This is a genomic window from Microcoleus sp. F4-D5, assembly GCF_036704885.1.
Lineage (GTDB): Bacteria > Cyanobacteriota > Cyanobacteriia > Cyanobacteriales > Microcoleaceae > Microcoleus.
In genome coordinates, this window is record NZ_JAUBSX010000025.1 from 32,319 (window position 1) to 50,599 (window position 18,281).

The 18,281-nt window shown below is 42.0% G+C and carries 10 protein-coding genes and 3 pseudogenes; 2 read left to right on the forward strand and 11 right to left on the reverse strand.

The window, feature by feature from the left end:
• Positions 1-191: 191 nt before the first annotated feature.
• From QUA80_RS14010 to QUA80_RS14020, 3 genes are all read right to left on the reverse strand, one after another.
• A complete protein-coding gene (locus QUA80_RS14010) occupies positions 192-1,346 on the reverse strand; it encodes a hypothetical protein (RefSeq protein WP_333425392.1) in 1,155 nt (384 codons plus the stop codon).
• Positions 1,347-1,423: 77 nt separating this feature from the next.
• Entirely contained in the window at positions 1,424-7,624 is a 6,201-nt protein-coding gene (locus QUA80_RS14015) for an SDR family NAD(P)-dependent oxidoreductase (RefSeq protein WP_333425393.1), read from the reverse strand.
• Between the two features lie 441 nt (positions 7,625-8,065).
• Positions 8,066-9,880, reverse strand: a complete 1,815-nt coding sequence (locus tag QUA80_RS14020; protein WP_333425395.1) for a serine hydrolase domain-containing protein — start codon at positions 9,878-9,880, stop codon at positions 8,066-8,068.
• 497 nt (positions 9,881-10,377) lie between these two features.
• Between QUA80_RS14020 and QUA80_RS14025 the strand changes: the two are divergent.
• Together QUA80_RS14025 and QUA80_RS14030 are read left to right on the forward strand one after the other, a co-directional pair.
• Positions 10,378-11,323 (forward strand): annotated as a pseudogene (locus QUA80_RS14025) (IS630 family transposase); the annotation flags it as partial.
• Between the two features lie 433 nt (positions 11,324-11,756).
• A pseudogene (locus QUA80_RS14030) lies at positions 11,757-11,867 on the forward strand (IS630 family transposase); the annotation flags it as partial.
• A gap of 24 nt (positions 11,868-11,891) precedes the next feature.
• On the opposite strand, the gene QUA80_RS14035 reads toward QUA80_RS14030, so the two are convergent.
• From QUA80_RS14035 to QUA80_RS14070, 8 genes and pseudogenes are all read right to left on the reverse strand, one after another.
• A complete protein-coding gene (locus QUA80_RS14035) occupies positions 11,892-13,226 on the reverse strand; it encodes an MFS transporter (protein ID WP_333425397.1) in 1,335 nt (444 codons plus the stop codon).
• Positions 13,227-13,427: 201 nt separating this feature from the next.
• Entirely contained in the window at positions 13,428-15,083 is a 1,656-nt protein-coding gene (locus QUA80_RS14040) for a condensation domain-containing protein (RefSeq protein WP_333425399.1), read from the reverse strand.
• Between the two features lies 1 nt (position 15,084).
• Entirely contained in the window at positions 15,085-16,695 is a 1,611-nt protein-coding gene (locus QUA80_RS14045) for a zinc-binding dehydrogenase (RefSeq protein ID WP_333425401.1), read from the reverse strand.
• Between the two features lie 110 nt (positions 16,696-16,805).
• A pseudogene (locus QUA80_RS14050) lies at positions 16,806-16,976 on the reverse strand (DUF5989 family protein).
• Between the two features lie 23 nt (positions 16,977-16,999).
• Entirely contained in the window at positions 17,000-17,404 is a 405-nt protein-coding gene (locus QUA80_RS14055) for an SxtJ family membrane protein (protein WP_333425403.1), read from the reverse strand.
• A gap of 145 nt (positions 17,405-17,549) precedes the next feature.
• The gene (locus tag QUA80_RS14060; protein WP_333425405.1) at positions 17,550-17,777 is read right to left on the reverse strand and encodes a carbamoyltransferase C-terminal domain-containing protein; all 228 of its coding nucleotides are present in this window, start codon (positions 17,775-17,777) and stop codon (positions 17,550-17,552) included.
• 58 nt (positions 17,778-17,835) lie between these two features.
• The gene (locus tag QUA80_RS14065; RefSeq protein WP_333425407.1) at positions 17,836-18,147 is read right to left on the reverse strand and encodes a carbamoyltransferase N-terminal domain-containing protein; all 312 of its coding nucleotides are present in this window, start codon (positions 18,145-18,147) and stop codon (positions 17,836-17,838) included.
• Positions 18,116-18,268 (reverse strand): hypothetical protein, encoded by a 153-nt coding sequence (locus QUA80_RS14070; protein WP_333425409.1) that lies wholly within the window; start codon positions 18,266-18,268, stop codon positions 18,116-18,118. The genes QUA80_RS14065 and QUA80_RS14070 overlap by 32 nt, the downstream gene beginning before the upstream one ends.
• Positions 18,269-18,281: the final 13 nt, after the last annotated feature.

Genomic DNA, 18,281 nt, shown 5'->3' on the forward strand with positions numbered 1-18,281 from the left:
TGGTATTATTATTTTTTAGATAGGCAAGCGTCTAAAAATTTTGTTGCCTATCTTTTTTAACCACACATAGGCTCAATCCTTACGAATTCTGGGTTTGGGCCTGGTTGTCACCCCCCCAGCTATGTAGTAATTTTTTCACTAGATATTTACCACTACCCAAGACACTTCATCCCTCTATTATGCAGCGCTCATTAATGCTGACAAGCCCAAGGATAGTTTACACACATTGGGATTGACCAAACAAAGCCCGTTGATTTTAGGTTTTTAAACAATTCAGGCTCAGGTGCTCCAACTAATGTAAGAACTCTTGCTGCGTGACCAGAAGCATCAATCCTTGCCTGCGCGTGGCAAGTTATACAAGAAGAGCCAAATACAGCGTTTTGTTCTGTAATTGAATTGCCCAAAAGCGTTGGGTTTCCTGTAGAATCAATAAAGTTGATTTGAGTTCCTTTCAGGCGGTAGTTCTTAAATTCTTCGCCCCATTCTCCTGTTAATCCGTAAGCAGTAAATAATTTTTCCAGTTCCGGGGTTAATTGTTCGGTAGCATATTTGAGATTGATAGTATTGTTCGGTTTGACGGTATGCGGAGTTACCCCAAAGTTATCGATACAGCCGATTTCATCGCAGCGTCCTAAGTTGTCAACCCATTCAAAGGTTGCCCAGAACCAGTTTGGCAACTCTTTGGTAATAATGTGCATCGCCCGCAAACCAACTAGAGTTCCATCTTGAGTGTAATTCCAGTGATATTTACTTTTTTCTGATTCGCGAATTGCCACCCAATCAGCTTTTACTTCAATAGCATCAGTAGGAAAATCAATTTTTTCATCACTAGCATAAGCCTTGGCTAAACCATCCAAATTCCAGAGATCTTTATTAAGAATATAATCAAATACAGCACGATTACGACGGACTTCTTCTACTGAGGAGCTAACAAATTCGACTCCGGGAATTATCGGTTTTTCTTCTTCTTTAAGAAACAAGTTAATGCTGCGCTCTCTAAGCACCTTTAAACGGGGTTTTTCCGCAGTACCGCATACTTCAGGCCATTTTGGTTGACTGCCTGGGAACGTCTCAGCATTATCTGCCCAAGTTTCCCAAATAGTGTTATTGGTTTCAGGACATTGTATTGGTGCTTTCTGATTTAATTTGGCAAACAATGTCCAAGAATGCTTATCCATTAGATAGGTATTGCCAAAGGTGTTAAGCGAGTTAGCCTCAAACAAATTTGAACTAAAATCGCTTGGCATATCTGCGGCTAAGGTTGGAGCAACTTGAATCAGATAGAAGCATATTGCGCTCAGGCACAATGCTATGAATTGCAACAAGTTAGTTTTTTTGAACTTCATCTTCACTATTTTTAGTTAGCTAAAACGTTATTATCACCAAGATTTTTAAGCCTTCATTGCCATCTACTTGTAAGTTATTAAGTTAGATAACGCTTAAGTTTTTCTGCTAAATTGAGACTTTTTAGGATCTGGTAATGTCCTCCATGAATTAAGTGTTTCTCTAAACCTCCAATTGCAAGAGTATCCCAACCTTGAGACGAGTCTGCTGTCACTTCTTCAGCTTGTTCGCTAGCGCAAAACAAGACAATCGATCCAATATATGGTTGGGGGCGATAGCGAAGCCGCGCTTGGATATTTGCTTGGAAGACTTGAAATAAGCGACGGATTTGCGGTAGTCCTAACTCCGGCGGTAAAAGTTTAGCTATCCGAGCCTGCTCTAAAATATAAGTCAACTGTGCATCTAAGTCTAGTTGTTGTAGTTGATCCATTGAGATCGGCAGATCTTTTCCTAAAAGACTACCAAGGTCTCGGGCAAAGTAGTAGGAAGCTAAGGTGGCATCATCTATAACCCGATCGCTTGATTGGTGTGACAAAACGCGCTTGCGTTGGTCGGATACCTGGTCGATTACTTTTGGGGTGTAGCTGTCGATCGGTGCAAGCAACGCTATTTCGTGTCCTGCAACGGATAATTGTTGGGCAATCTCAAAAGCGATCGCACCTCCTAAAGACCAACCCCCTATATAATACGGACCAGTCGGCTGAATGGTTTGAATGGCTTTAATATAATGGGATGCCATCTCTTCAATAGAGGTCATGGGTTCTTGTTCCCCATTGAGACCCACTGATTGCAGTCCATAAAATGGCTGTTCGTTGCCGAGATTACGGGCTAAATCAGCATAGCAAAGGACATTACCGCCAACGGGATGGACGCAGAAGAAGGGCGATCTATTACCCTTTTGCTGAATGGGAACTAAGCAGGAGAATGCTTGGTCTTGACACTGCTGTCCAATTGTTGCGGCTAAACCGGCAATATTAGGAGTTTTGAAGAGGTTTTGCAAGGGTAAGTCTACAGAAAATTTGTTCTGCAAGCGATAGATGACTTGGATCGCCCGCAAGGAATGTCCTCCCAGTTGAAAGAAGTTGTCGTAAATACCGACATTTTCAACTCCCAGCACTTCTTGCCATATTTGTGCAATCTCGCGTTCTACATCGTTGCGGGGCGCTACCCGTTCGCCTTCTTTTTGAGGCGTAATTTTTCCTGCAAGCTGGTGAAGATCGATTTCACCGCTATCGGTAAGGGGCATTTCCTTTACTAAAGCTAACTCACAGGCGGTAGGAGTGCCGAAGCGATCGCATGGTGGTTGTGGCAGACTTGCGGGTACTGTGCCTGTAAAATAGGCTATTAATTTTTCCAAACTATAACATTTGGACTGATAGCGCTGTATGTTTACGTTACTGCCATCTAAACCGACGGTCAAGCGTGTGGGTCCCAAACTCATTCCTGCCAAAAAAGCGTAAATTCCTTGCTGTTTTTGAATTGGATAGTAACCGCGATCGCGGCTGAGTTCTTTCATTTGATAGCCCCGACTCATGCCAGTTTCGTCCCACATACTCCAAGCTAAACAATAACTGTGCAAGGAACTGCGGGTTCTTTGGCAGTCAGAAAAAGCATCGATAAAACTGTTAGCTGCTGCATAAGCGCCAACAGTCGTTCCTCCAAAAAAACCGTTGACAGAAGAGAAGTTGATAAAAATACTATCAGGGTTATCTTTAATTAATTGGTGCAGTACCCAGGTGCCAGATACCTTAGAACGCAAGGCTGTTGCCAAACCTGACTGCGTTTCTGACTCTATCAAACTCTCACGGGCTACACCTGCTAAGTGAATAATGCCATCCAACTCGCCCCAAGCCGATCGGATGGCTTCCATACCCGGGCGATCGCTAATATCGACTGTTTCATACATGACAGTCCCATTTAGCTGTTGTAATTGCTCAAAAACTGCGAGTTTTTCTGCCAGTAGCGGTGTCCGACCAACCAATATTAACTTGGCTTGATAATGTTTGAGCAGGTATTTCGCAATTTCTACGCCAATTCCTCCCAGTCCGCCAGTAATGAGATAGCTACCGCCTGTTTTAAAAGGCAATGCTTGCTTACATTCGCTAGACCAGTTTACTCGTTCCAGACGCGGAACCAAACGCTGTCCCTTGCGGTAGGCAACTTCTCGTTCTTTTGTTATGTCTTGCATCTCCGCCAGAATAGAATCCCCGTTTACCTCAACTCGACCGACAGATAAATCAATATGACGGCAGTTCAACCAAGGCATTTCTTGAGGGATTGTTTTCAGCAAACCAAGAACTGAGGACTTTTCGTATGCAATCTCGTCATTAGCTCCTGTAGACTGGGTATGACTGGAAATGAATAATAGTTTTGCTGGATGTCGATCGCCTTGAACCTTTGCCAAAGCTTGTACCAAGAAGAGTAAACTGTAAACTCCGGTATTTTGAGCCGTTTCCAATTCTGCCAGACTGGAAATTTCTCCTTTATACTTGCTGTAATTCCATAAATGTATAATTTGCTCGATATATTTTTGCTTGACTGCTATGCTTTCTAGTAGTAAATAATAATCCTCGGCTTTTTCGGGATTTATACTGTAGCAATCGTCGCTGAATTTAACAAAAACCGCTCCTACCGATACTTTAATACAAGATTGATTTTCCTGCTTCAGTTGCTCGCCGATATAATCCCCCAATCCTAATGGATCGATAAAAATTAATGTCTGCCCTGTTGACAAATCAGTTGATGGGCGTAATTGTTTTGTTTGCCAGATTTGGCGGTAAAACCAGTCGGGGATGGTTTTGGCATTCTCCAACAGAATATCTACTTTTTTGAGAATATGGTTGAATTCGCCTGCTGACAATTGCTGACTGAGTTGCGATCGCTGAATTTTGCCAATAGAAGTTTTGGGAATGGCTGTCTTCTCTACAGGCAGCAAGCAATCAGCTTTAATGCCAATTTGAGTGACAACTTGCTGCTGAATTTCTTCTAATTTGTTCCGCAACAGACGATCGTTATCGGCGAGAGAAGTAGAGAAAAATATCGCTAATTTATCTCGTCCTACACATACCGCAGCCGTGTATGACACTTCAATATCTGGAAGTTTTTCGACGACGGCTTCAATTTCATGACTGTAATAATTAGCCCCATTAATAATAATGACATCTTTTTGCCGTCCCGTAATTGTTAAGCGTCCCGCTTGTATAAATCCAAGATCGCCTGTAGCGAACCAGCCATCTGCAGTAAAGACTTCCCGATCGAGTTGAGAATTGTTATAGTAACCCTGCGTGACCTGTTCGCCCTTTACTTGTAAATACCCGATTGTCCCTTCTTCTAAAACTTGATTTTCACCGCTTACGATTCTCAAAGACACACCCGGAATGGGAAGCCCCAGTTCTGCAAAGGAAGTCGGGGTTGGGTTTTCTAACAAAAATTTGTCAGAAAAAGTCACGCCTGAAGAAGTTTCTGCCATTCCCCAAGAGGAATGCATCGCCTGGGCAGCTAACTGGTGGGATTGAAATACTTCCCAAAATCTTTGGGCTGTTTGCGGTACGATCGGTTCAGCGGTATTTAACAAAGACCTGACTGCAGACAAATTCCACGTCCGCTGTTTAATTTCAGCAGATTGCTCGTTAACGAGAGTAAAGGCAAAATTAGGACTCCAAGTGTTTGTCACCTGATAGCGTTCCAACAAGTCAAACCATGTCAGCGGCTGATGTAAAATCAGATCTGTGGGTACGTGAATTTGCTCGCAACCAATAAATACGCATCGGATACAGCAGCGAATCAGAGGTCCCGGATGGTCTAGGGATAACCAATTGAGAGATATATCTTCTTGAGTCAATTGATTGACTTCAGAAGTAGCCGCCACGCTACTTAATATATTCCAATGACTCAGCATGACTCCTTTAGGCATTCCCGTACTTCCGGAAGTTAAGAGTAAAATTGCTAAATCATCTGGCTGACTGAGATGATAATCAGGATCTGGGTCATATTCGTAAAGCCGATCGCAACTTTCCACTTTAAAATTTTCTAAACCGAGCATTTCCGACCAAGAAGCGATCGCCTCTACCAATTCTTTGCTAGCTAGAACGATCGGATTTTCCAACATCTGCCAGGCATTGTGCAATTTGTTCGCAGCATTATTGACTTCGCTGTAGGTAGGAGCGATCGCCAGGGGGACAGGTACAAAACCTCCCAGAATGCAGCCCCAAAATGCCGGAATAAAATCTTGCGGATTTTTGATTTGCAGTATGACTTTATCTTGGGGTTGGAGACCGAGTTCTTTCAAAAGAGCCTTGATTCGTTGTGCCTGTGTCAGTAAATCCCCATAGGATTGAAATAACTCGCTACCATCGGGCTGTATGTATAGAATATTTTTATTACTCGTTCTAGCCGTAACTTGCAATAGTTCTGCAAGGGTACGCGGCATATTTTCTGGATATTGTAGCGGTCTGCCGTGGCTGATAGCGTGCGATCGTGACTTCGCGATCGGTGCTTGGGGTTCGGCAGCAAGCAATAATTGGCTATCACCAGAAACAGCAGTAAAGTCAACAGCCCGAGCTTCTGTCTGCGGTAATAAGTCAGATAAATGCAAAGGTGGTAAAGTATTAGTCTGAGATTGAACAACTACCGCCACTTGCTCAATTTCTGGCAGACCGCGCAGTTGTTTTTCCCCGCGTTGTACCAAGTCTCGATCGATCGCAGGTAAACAACGGATAGCTGCTTCGTCAATTTCTCCTGTATCTGTCAGCGGTAAAGCCGATACTTGTACGTATATATCTGGTTGCTGGTAAGTAGCTAGTTGAGATTGCAAATAAGAATTTAGCTTTTCTGTAGCAGTCAATTTAGAGGATGGCACCACATAAGCAACAATAGTGTTTTCTCTTTCTAACACAAAACAATCTTCAACTTCAGGAGCAGACATCAATGCAGCTTCAAGTTGTTGCAGTTTAATTGGTTTGCCCTTTTTCTGTAGCTTGGTTATAAATGAAGCAATTTTTTGCTCTTGATTCGTTGCGATCGCCTCTAACAAACCTTGTAAGTTTTCTCGGATCGATGTGATTGTTTTTGACCCAAAGCGATCGCCATCATACTTGATGCGTACTGACAATTCTGAACCTGGACTGACCATTAATGTCAAAGGATAATTAGTATGTCCAGTTCCTTTAATTTGACCTATTTTTAAGTCTCCCTGCCTTGTGGAAGTATCTACCGGATAGTTCTGAAAAATAACAATGCTTTCAAACAAAGGCAGACCTTGGGGTACTTCACTCAAAGTTTGAATTTCCACCAACGGCATATAGGAGTATTGTTGTTGTTCAACCTGCTGTGCCTGCAAGTTTCTCAACCAAGGCAATAGTTCCACTTCTTCGGGCACTTGCACGCGCACTGGTAAAGTATTAATCGACACCCCCACCATTGATTCTACTTTTGGTAAAGAAGGTGGACGACCGGAAACAGTGACTCCAAAGACAACATCTGACTCCCCACTATAGCAACTTAGCAGTAGCGCCCAAGTTCCCTGTAGAATTGTATTTAATGTCAAACTATTTGAGCGAGCTAAAGACTGCAAAGCCGCAGTCGTCACTTCTGTTAAATGAAAATCTTGCTCTGTGTAACAATCTTGATTTTTTGACCTTTTAATGCTTGGTAAAATAGTAGGCATTTTAAAGCCCTGGAGTGTTTGTTGCCAAAAAGCTTCAGCTTTGGAAAAATCTTGCTGTTGCAACCAAGCAATATACTCTCGGAAGGGCGTGGGGGGCGGTAAATATAAATTTTCACCTCTGGCGATCGCTTCGTAGGACTCAAAAACTTCCTTAAGGACGATCGCCATACTCCAGCCATCAAGTAATAGATGGTGCAGACTCCAGACAAATTCCCAGCGATCGGGTTCTAACTCGATCGAAGCACACCGCATCAGCGGCGCTTCGTCCAGATGAAAGCCCTGCTGACTATCAGCTTGCAGAAAAGCCGATCGCTTTTCTTCTAATTCTAAAGGCGTCAGTCCCCGCCAAGAGCGATCGACCCAAGGTAACTCCACAGTAGAGTGGACTACTTGAAGGGGTTTTTCCAACTCTTGCCAGTGGAAGGAAGTCCGCAAAACCGCGTGTCTAGCTACAACTTTATGCCACGCTTGTTTAAAAGCATCTATATTCAACTTTCCTTGTAAAGTCCAAGCAAGTTGATGAAAATACACTCTAGAACCCTGTTCGTAAAGGCTGTGAAACAGAATGCCCTGCTGCATAGGGCTTAATTCATAGATATCTTCAATATCATCCATCTTTTATCTCTTTTACTGTTTTTTCTAAACTAGACAAGTAGGCAAATTCCCGCCAAGCGGTAACTTTTTGTACCCGCGCTCCACCCAAAGAATACCGTTTAAAAGAGGCAACAGGCAACAGGTTCTATCTCAGAGGATGTGTGAACACTTGAAACAGGGTATATTTTATCATTCTGCGCGTAACGAAGTAAAGCGAAGAATCCGAGGATATGGTTAATTTTTTTTGACACGCTTGACTGCGCTATCGTTCGGTTGGACATGGCATTTTTGACTTCTCAGACATTTTCTAAGAGGTTATAGGGAAGCAGTTAAAATAGGTAATTTCCTCTTGGTTAGGGATTTATATAGCAATCCTTGTAGGAACTGTGAAGTCACCGAATACCAAAAACCCGGTTAATTCAAAGAAACCGGGTCGATCAAAATTCAGGAAAGATTTACGGTTTAATCCAATTGCATGTTCTCAATTAAGTAACGTGTTGTTTCATGCGAGATTTTGAGCTTGCGATCTTTGGCTTTAGGAGGTTTTTTCCCTGGTTTTACAGCCTTGCGGGGAGCGAGTTCGGGACGAGTAAGAAAATACTCAGCGGGTTTACCAGTTAATATGCTGCGGACTTGACTGTGTGACTCATGGGAATGCAGTACATTGCGCCATTTCTTGAGTTGTCCGACTTGAGGCCCAATCATTTGAATGACTTCTTCCTCATCATGTTCGACAAACCAAATTTTAGCTGCTTCAAACACATCAAAATCAGGGTCTGAATCCTTTGAATCTCTAACCCTCATCACCCTGTGATTATTCGATGCTCCTATGTAATAAATGTGTAAGGGATCGTCTTTAGAGGGATACAACTCATAAATCCAGCCGTCTTTGAACAACACCAAGCTACGATCTTGGTCTAGCGCTAAAGTCCACCCCCCTTCATAATTACCGAGAAGCAGCTCCACATCGTCCAAATTTTCGGATGCGATCGTGTATGATGACACTTTGTTTGGAACTGTTGTTTTCAAATCATTCAAAAAATCGTTATAAAGGGCTTCATTGTCAATTAAGTTGTCGAGATCGGAGTCATAGAGCAACTTAAGCAGCTCTTGATTCATTTCCATCGTCAACTCACGACCAAAACAGCCATTGCTGAGGATGACCATGCCGACATTGTGTTCTGGAACTAGCATCTGCATACAAGCCCAGGATGGTAAAAACCCTCCATGATGCCGTACTGTGATTTTTTCGTTAGGATTAGATTTCCTGGGAATTTCTTCTACCCACCAACCCATTCCATACCTTGTGGTTCCTGTAATACCCACATCATCAACATTTGTTTTAGAGGGTTTGCCTTCTACATTCCAAAGTTCCTGTAGAGTTTCAGCATTAACCACCCGCTGACCATCTGGGTTGACTCCGTTGTTCAACAAAGTTATCAGGTAACGGTTCATATCTTCAACGTTTGAAACCCCCTGACCTGCTGGACCTATACCATCGATAAAATTAATACTTATCGAACCTTTTTCAAAAATTTTTGGTATTCCATCCCTCATATCGAGGCCGTAGCTGACAGCATAGTCACGACTAGCACTTGATAAAATAGCAGTGAGACAGGTACTTTCCATGCCAATAGGCTTAAATACTTTCTGGCGCATCAATCGCTTATAAGCTGGCAGCAATTGGGATGTAGGCTTTTGATTTTTTAAAGGGGTCAGGTAAGCAGCACTTGCATACAGCTCGTTGTTATAAAGGTGTTTCCCAATATTCTCTGGAAAGCATGGCAAAAAAGGGATATTTTTGATAGTGTATATTGCAGATTGGTCATTCCAAAGCGTTGCATTAGCACCCAATATCATATCTTCTATGTTAGCAAACGGATTAACTGCACCGTCTATGCCACTAGCCATCCCCAATAAATCTTTAACTTTTAGTGGGTCTTTGATTTCATCGGGAAATTTGTATTGCGAGCTAATTTCAGAGACTGGAGTATCCCAAGTATATAAACCCTCATCTACTTGAGTAGCAGTCATAAAAGCTGTCAATGACTTAGTCATTGACCCCAAGGTAAAAAGAGTTTTTGGAGTAACTGGCTCCTCTGTTTCCAAGTCTCGCACGCCAAACCCCTGAGACACGAGCACTTGGCCATTTTGAACAATGCCTAATGATGCCCCAGGTATCATATAGAACTGCATCCTTTCTTCAAACTTTTTCTTAAAGTCTTCCAATTGTCGCGCACATAAGGCTGAGTTTGGTGCTGTTGTACTGTCTGTCATTTTTTTATCCTAAAATTTGTTCTTTTTGATTTTAGCCAGAAAACTGTCTCACTGGAATTTAGACTAAAAAACGGTCGCAGCTAAAAGTAGCTGCCTTTGAATAGAAGGGAAGCTGTTGCTCAAAAACTCAAGAGGTAGAAGATTAAGCGGAACTTACCCCCTGCGGGGTAGTGCCAAAGAGAGCTATCGCATACGAGCTATAGGTTTACCCGCTTCGATGGGCTCGCGGCTGCTGTCATGTAACTTAAGATTTTCTTCCTGGGGGGGGGTGACAAAGAAGTCTAGGAGATATAGCCTTTCGAGCGAAAGATGAGGTATCTTGCTAATGACACTCACTCATGAGGGTCAGACAGAGAATATCAGATCAAATGAACTATAGTTACATGGTTCAGTAAAGCCACGGGAAAGCGATAGCACACATAATAGCATTTTTTGACAGTACGATCTGCTTGACTCACAACACGTTTACTTGTACTCCTCTTCATACATTGTTAAAAATGAAAGCTGATTCGATTGATTTTAGGCAAAAAATTATTGATACTTATCATACTGAACCGATTTCACAAAAAGCAATAGCTAAGCGTTTTTCTGTAGCCCTCAGCTTTGTACAAAAATTGCTTAAACAATATCGTGAAACACAAAACATTACTCCCCGAACTGACCGATGTGGAGTCAAAGGCAAACTTAATGCAGAGCAACTACTCATATTTGCCCAATTGATTGAAGTAAACCATAATGCAACCCTTGAAGAACTTCGTTATTTACTTTATGAAAAAAGTGGATTTTCCGTTAGTAGATAGACAATAGCAACAATGATAAAACTCTTAGAGCTTACTGTCAACAAAGACTCTGTTCCTTTCGGGCAAAGGCACCGACCGAGTTCAACTCCTGCGGTGTGAGTTCTGGCAAAAACTTAAATAGATTAGTTTGAAAGACTTAATATTCATTGACGAATCGGGAGTTAATTTGGCAATGGTTAGGTTACATGCGAGAGCTTTGAAAGGTTAAAGAGCTCTCGCGACCAAAACCAAATAAACATGGCAAAAAGGTCTCAATAATTGGAGCAATGTCAGTCAAAAAAAAATGACATCGGTTAATCTAATAGGCGGAACTGATGCCATTACATTTGAAGTTTTTATTATCAGAAAAGTTGTGCCAAAACTCTGGAAAGGGGCTTGTGTAGTGATGGATAATTGTCCCATTCAGTTGGGAGAAGAAGTGGAAAAAGCCATCGAAAAAAAAGGGGCGAAATTAATATACTTATCTCCTTATTCACCAGATTTTTCACCACTTGAAAATCTGCGGTCAAAACTTAAAAATATTCTCCGTTCTCTCAAGACTACTAATTATCAAGAATTAGCAGAATCCATAAATTTGGCGTTCAGTCAAGTTACACCGTCAAATATTTTTAACTTGTTTACACACTGCTGTTATTGTACCTCATCTTTCGCTCGAAAGGCTATAAATCAAGAAATCTTTGTAGTTTGCGACGACGACTTTCGGTAGTAATTGGGTAAGGGAATACTCGCACGAGTCTCTCTAACCTCACTTCCTTCTCAGATTGTATCAAGGGGAGCAAGATTCTGAGTAGAATAAACTGGACTTGTGTCAGTTGTCTTTGTAAGTGGGTCTAATAGAATGTTGGTAACATTATTTTTGGGATAGGAAGCGCGTGTAACAATTCGGCTGCCAATCTTTTTTTAGCATAACCTGGCTAAATGTTTACACTCTCTGGGTTTGGGGCGGATTGTCACCCCCCAGACATTTGCCGCTTATCCTTAAAAAAAAGCCATCTTTTGGTTTAAGTAACACTCTTACGAAGCATAAATTTGCCTCAAAGGCAAATTTATGCTTCAAGTGAGAATTATCCCAAATCGTGAAATATTTAGTAGATGAGCGCTATCCTCATGCGAAAGTGATTAGTGTGGTTCAATATAATCTTAATACTCATGTCAAAAGTGCTTTTTATGAAGCTTTTCCTCCTGAATAAACTAAACGCCTCACCGACAAATTAGAGGATAGGAGCAACTGACTGAATTGGAGGTGGGTCGAGCGAACACTCCGCAGAAGAAGGGACATCAGGCAGTTGGCTTTCAACAAGCCGCAGAGGAGGATATAGGTATGCCAAAAAGGTTGTCAATATCATCGATAAGCCCAGGAAGACGAACAGCAGATCGATGCCGCGACCTGTTCCTACGCCAATGATTTGTCCAAGGCTTGATGCTAAAGGACTATCACTTGTCATGAAAGGTTCAAAAACATAGTCATCTAACGGTCCGGCTAGTAGAGCCGCCAAGGGTAGACATGACCGGGCTACCATCCGTCTAAGGGCAAAAACTCTTCCTTGAACCTCGGGTGCAACTTTTGTTTGCCAGATAACTTGGAGACAAGCACGGATAACTGGGGAACCAAATAAGAAGAGAAAACCACCAATACATAAAAAGAATATGGAACTGTGTAATCCCACAGCCATGATAGACACAGCCATAAATATAGCAACCCCAAATACAGTATTAATGCGCTGAGCAGGACCTTTCCAAATAATCATCAGCAAGCTACCAGCGAGCATACCTATGCCGCTAATCGACTCGACAGTACCCAGCACCACAGGAGAGAACAACTCTAGTATTAAAGGAGGGAACAAGACAGTTATTAATCCCGTAAACAAGTTAATAACCGCGAAAAAAATAAGTATTCCGACTAACCCTGGTCTCGTGGTAATGTAGGTGAAGCCGTAGACTAATTCTTCCCAAAGCGCTTTTATGCTAATTTCTTGCGTAGTGGTCTCCAACTCTGGAAACCGGACACAAAGTAGGCTTAATAGCGCAAAAATGAAAGTAGCGAGGTCGAGGAAAATAATACCCCTCAATCCTATTGTTCCTAGAAGAACACCAGCGATCGCGGGAGATAGGATTTGAGCGACGCCTTCTCCTGACTGAACCATGCCACTGGCGCGACTCAACTGTTCTTTGGGAACTAACAGGGTAGTTGCTGCGGTATAAGCAGGCCATTGGAAACTGCTAAATAAGGAATTTAGCGCTGTAATCAAATATATGTGCCAGATTTGAAGCGTACCAGTGGCTACCAAAACAGCGATCGCCAGCGTACACATACCGCTACCACAATCACTAAGAATCATCGTCCAGCGCCGACTCCACCGATCAACTAGAGTTCCTGCTATAGGAGAAATTACCACTAGAGGTAGAGTGGCGCACAGAGTGATCAGGGCGAACTGCGTGACAGACCCTGTGTTTTGATAAACTCTTACGCCCAAGGCAAAGCTGGTAAGAGTCGAGCCAATCAGGGAGATTAGCTGACCGAACCAGATGAAGATAAAGACTTTCATTTTTTCCTTTGTAAATCTTTCACATCTGTAAATAAATGATACATTAATACCTACGGGGCTACAACTTTGGCTATAAACTACTCTTAATAAGCTTTTGGACTTGGTTATCGCGCTGATAATAAGGACGAAGATGAAGGCTTAATGCCATCAATTGCTCGGTTGAATGAAGATTTTAAGTTATTCCACCCGAGATAAAGGTTATTACAGAGACTGAACAGAAATCTTTGCAATTTCCATCATCAACTTCTCGAACTCGTTTTGACTTAGCTCCGCATCAGGAAAGCTACGTATACTGTAACCTCCTGTTTCTTCATCTGTCAAAAGTCTTAAATTACTTAGCCGGCGCTCTGGTTCTTCTACAATACTTTGTAGCAGTGTTTGAAAACTCTTTAGCATTTGAACTATTGTCGATGCCTCAAATAAATCTGTTTTATATCTCAACCGACCTTTTATGCCTTCTGGTATATATTCTAGAATAAATTCTAAATCAAAAATCGCAGTTGGGTTCTCGAATTCCAGCGATCGCACTTGCAAACCAGTTAATTCTAATCCTTCAACTGCCGTATTTTGCAGAGTATACCATACCTGAAACAAAGGATTGCGACTCAAATCTCGTTTTACATTAAGTTCTTTTACTAGCTTTTCAAAAGGAACATTCTGATTTTCGTATGCTTCTAAAGTTACTTGACGCACCCGAGTTAATAATTCCAGAAAACTTGGATTTTCCTCCAAATTAATCCGCAATACCAACGTATTAATAAATAGTCCAATGAGTGGCTCTGTCTCTTTAGGGTAACGGTTGGCGATCGGAGAACCAATAACAATGTCTTTCTGAGAACTGTAACGAAACAATAAAGTTGCTAAAGCTGCTAACAGAATCATATAAAGAGTAGCTCCAGACCTCTTACTGAGATTTTTGAGATTTTCAGTTACCTCTGCGCTTAACTGAAATGTCTCGCTATCTCCTTGCATACTATCTACTAGAGGACGGGGGCGATCGGTCGGCAGTTCTAGCAATGGCGGTGTCCCAGCGAGTTTTTGTTTCCAATAGTCTAGCTTGGGTTTTAGGATATCTTCGTTAAGCCACTGGCGCTGCCAAACCGCAAAGTCAGCATACTGAATTGGTAAGTCTGCTAAAGGTGAAGGCAAGTTTTTTGCAAAGGCTTGATATAAAGTAGACAATTCTTTAACAAAGATTGCTGTAGACCACCCATCAAAGACAATATGATGCATGGTAACGAGCAGAATGTGAGATTCTGAACCTAGTTGCAACAAACTACTCCGCATCAACGGGCCGTTAGCTAGATCGAACGTTCGTGATATTTCTTCAATAGCTAACCGTCGGGCTTGGGAAGCTTTTTCCACCTCTGAGTAATGCTGCAAATCGATGACAGGTAATCTTACAGTTAAGCCGGGGTCGATCGCTTGGACTGGTGTACCATTTACTAACTTGAAAGTGGTACGCAATATCTCATGACGCTTAATGATTTCAGCTAAGGTTTGTTCTAGAGCTTTGACATTTAAGTTGCCATTTATCTCTAAGACCGTTGACAAATTATAAGCAGCGTTACTTCCTCCTTCTAGTCTATCTAGAAACCAAAGTCGTTGCTGAGTCCAACTTAAAGGTAGCTCTTGAGTTTGGGAAACTGGACGAATAGAAGGAAATGTTTCTTCTAAAGCCCCTTGCTCCTGTTGCTGCAAGTATGCTATCAGGTCTTGCTTGCGAGCTGTCAATTCAGCCTGTAATTCTGATGTGAGCATTCCCTTCGGCGCATTACATCGCAGGCGAGCCCCTTCTACCCAAACTTTGATGTCCTGCTTTTGCAAATCTAATAAAAAATCCGAAGTGCTTTTCATATTAAATTTCTATTTCTTCTCTATCTGTTATATTGCTTGTGTCTTTGAGTCCCCGCTGGGCAGAAATCATGCCTTCAATATGATTAGCCATCTGGGTAATCGTAGGGGCTTCAAACAAACTAGCCAAAGATAATTTTACAGAAAAAACTTCCCGCAATCTAGCAATGACTTGCGTAGCCAGCAAAGAATCGCCACCTAAATCTAAAAAGTTATCATGAACCCCCACTTGGTCAATTCCCAAATAATCTTGCCATATTTTAGCCACCTTTTTCTCAACATCGGTGCTAGGGGCTATGTAAGCACTATTGAGTTGGGGGCGAGGATGGGCAACTGAGGATACTGGTGCTGCTGATTTTGATTCTTTTAAGAAAATACCTCCGGCAGTCTGTGTCGCTTGCTTTAGCCTTGTTGTCAAATCGACGGTAGATACTACAACCTGGGGTAGGTTAGCGCCCAAAATTCGTCTAAAAGCTTCTAAACCTTCTTTCGGCAGTATCCCTTGACTGAGCTCTCTTTCACGACTGCGGTAATTGACATCCGGAACAGAGACCCGGCCATTTTTTCCCTGGCTTTCCTGACTTTTATGTTCCGCCAGCCCCGGGAAAGACACCACAATCTTCCCGATATGTTTAGCCCGCGCCATATATGCGAAAGCCTCATTCACGGACATTGCCGAGAATACCTTAACCGGAAGCGGACTAAAACTCCCTTTTTCAAATTCTTGCACGATATCTCGAAAAATAGAACTAAATTTTGGAAGTTCAGGCCCCACTAACAGCGCAAATAAAGATAAACCTTTTTTAAATGGTTCTAGACCGAATTGACTATTACTGTATATATCCCGCATCCCTATTTCTATGAAACGTCCGTAGGGAGCCATAATCGCAAAATTCTTTGCTATGAATTCTCCAGCTAAGCAATTCAAAATGACATCTACACCTTTACAGTTGGTGTATTGCATCACTTCATCAGCAAAATCCAGAGACCGGGAATCCATAATATATTCTATCCCCAGTCCTTGCAGAAATGCGCGTTTTTCTGGGTTGCCAGCCGTTGCCAAAATTTCTGCTCCCACCCACTGAGCCACTTGTACAGACGCCATGCCCACGCCTCCTGTGGCAGCATGAATCAGAACTTTTTCTCCACGTCGCAGCCTTGCCAATTCTATTAAGCCATAGTAAGCAGTCATAAAGGCTACTGGTATTGTTGCGGCTTCTTCTATACTGAGAAATTTGGGTTTTTTAACAATTAATTCTGTAGAACTTCTTAGATACCTACTAAAACAGTTGGAACCAAAAGCTATGACTTCGTCTCCAATTTCAAATCCTTCAACTTTATCTCCCAATTTGACTATTTTTCCAGCACATTCCAAGCCAAATCTAACAGGTACACCCGGTTCCACCGGCATCATCCCCAATGCTCGGAGTACATCTTTGAAATTCAGACCCGTTGCCAGAACCTCTATTTCTACTTCACCATACCCGGGTTGGACGCGGGGCACTGACTGAAATTTGAGAGTGTCCAGTAGTCCTAGTTCGGCAATTTCCAAGCAAACGTTTTCACTTTCCAGAAAAAACTGTTCTTTTTCCGTTTTTGGTTCTATCTCTATCATATTTCAAGCTCGAGTTAAGTGTAAGTATTCAGCCGTCACTTTTCGCCATCAAATCTTTTCATCAAATCAAACCTTTTACCGATAAACTTCATCATTATCAAGTAAAATTTTTATTTCGTTATCAATCCATTTATTTTTTTAAAAAAAAGGGTATAAATGAAAGGCGCGAGCGCAGAAGATTGAGCAAAAACAATCAAACCTCCTCAAATAACTAGAGTCACAATTAAAGGAATTAACCAGTATTTTTGTTGCTGCTTGATGAACGCACTACGGTCTTTCAGAAATTACAAATTGTCTTTTAACATCAGAATGGTTTCTCCATACTTTCTTTAGTTCTTATCCGGCTGCTTTGGCGATAAGTAGGTAAGTTTGACTGGAAGCCTCGCGCCCATGAGTCTTGATTTAACAGCCGTTTCATCAATCCCATTGGCACAATGATTATATAGAATACAACCCCAAGCATAATTCGTGTTTGTATCCAACCTAGAACCAGTCCAATCCTCATCCAGGTTTGGTAAAACAAATTGAGAGTTGCGGGTGCAATTAGTGCCCAAATCCATAGAACTCCAGCAATCAGCCACGGCAAAATCGACAGAGAATGATGACGTGTTATTGGTAATACAAGACCAAACAAAATCGCCACAATTGCTCCGCCAATCAGTCCGAATTCTCGTAGACCTTTTTTGTCAAGTTCTGTTATCTGCTCCATGATTGAAGTTCTCTTGGGTTAATCTAAGTCAAAAAGTTTTCCATGAATCATCTTCAGGCATCTGTGGCTGTTCGGGTTTAGTTAACAATAAATTGTCTAAAACTAAATAGTTCATTTCCGTTCTCATACAACAGCAATAAGCGTTTTATGCTTGACAAGCAATCAGTTCACCTACATTAAAAGAACTATTCACCAATATCGCACAACCAGTTAGTGTCTCAAAATGACAAATTAAATCATAGTAACGAGGATTGGTTTCTTTGTGAACGGTTTGAATGCGAGCAGTGCAATCAACACGGGGCACCGATGGAAGCTGGGAACGCTTGACTTTCAGCTTGTCAATGCCAAATAGTTGTTCTTCCTCCTTTGTCATAGGAATTCGTAAATTCTTTTTGACTGGTACTACTAATACCATATAGGGACGGGGACGGTCAAGCTCCTACACCATCTAAACATAAAACGGCGGCACGCTCAAAATGACTGGGAAAAAAAGCAGAAGCAGCATGTGCTTGGTGATGTTCAGTAAACAATAGTGGGGACAATTGAGAACTTTTACACGCCGCTATTGTAGCCAATTCTTTTTTCAGTAGCGTTTTTAGATACAGCTTTTCTTTCAACCAGATTGGCATGGCGGTGATCGATGAGCGAAAACCTCTGGGCGCATAGGTTAAGTAGGTTTCCAGTAGCCGTTCAAATTTGAACAATAACTTTTCATAAAACACAATTTGGTCGATGTCTGACAAGTTGATGCTTGCCTGTTTTAGACAATAAGCGTTTTTCCTGAACAGCCGAAACAATTTCACCATCAACGACTAAAGCTGCCGCACTCTCACGATCGTAAGCTGAAATACCTAGAACAGGCATTTTAACAACTTTA

What these genes read in the sequence shown, in the direction of transcription:
- QUA80_RS14010 (WP_333425392.1), bottom strand. Translation starts at nt 1,346, where the DNA reads ATGAAGTTCAAAAAAACTAACTTGTTGCAATTCATAGCATTGTGCCTG.
- QUA80_RS14015 (WP_333425393.1), bottom strand. Translation starts at nt 7,624, where the DNA reads ATGGATGATATTGAAGATATCTATGAATTAAGCCCTATGCAGCAGGGC.
- QUA80_RS14020 (WP_333425395.1), bottom strand. Translation starts at nt 9,880, where the DNA reads ATGACAGACAGTACAACAGCACCAAACTCAGCCTTATGTGCGCGACAA.
- QUA80_RS14035 (WP_333425397.1), bottom strand. Translation starts at nt 13,226, where the DNA reads ATGAAAGTCTTTATCTTCATCTGGTTCGGTCAGCTAATCTCCCTGATT.
- QUA80_RS14040 (WP_333425399.1), bottom strand. Translation starts at nt 15,083, where the DNA reads ATGAAAAGCACTTCGGATTTTTTATTAGATTTGCAAAAGCAGGACATC.
- QUA80_RS14045 (WP_333425401.1), bottom strand. Translation starts at nt 16,695, where the DNA reads ATGATAGAGATAGAACCAAAAACGGAAAAAGAACAGTTTTTTCTGGAA.
- QUA80_RS14055 (WP_333425403.1), bottom strand. Translation starts at nt 17,404, where the DNA reads ATGGAGCAGATAACAGAACTTGACAAAAAAGGTCTACGAGAATTCGGA.
- QUA80_RS14060 (WP_333425405.1), bottom strand. Translation starts at nt 17,777, where the DNA reads ATGACAAAGGAGGAAGAACAACTATTTGGCATTGACAAGCTGAAAGTC.
- QUA80_RS14070 (WP_333425409.1), bottom strand. Translation starts at nt 18,268, where the DNA reads ATGCCTGTTCTAGGTATTTCAGCTTACGATCGTGAGAGTGCGGCAGCT.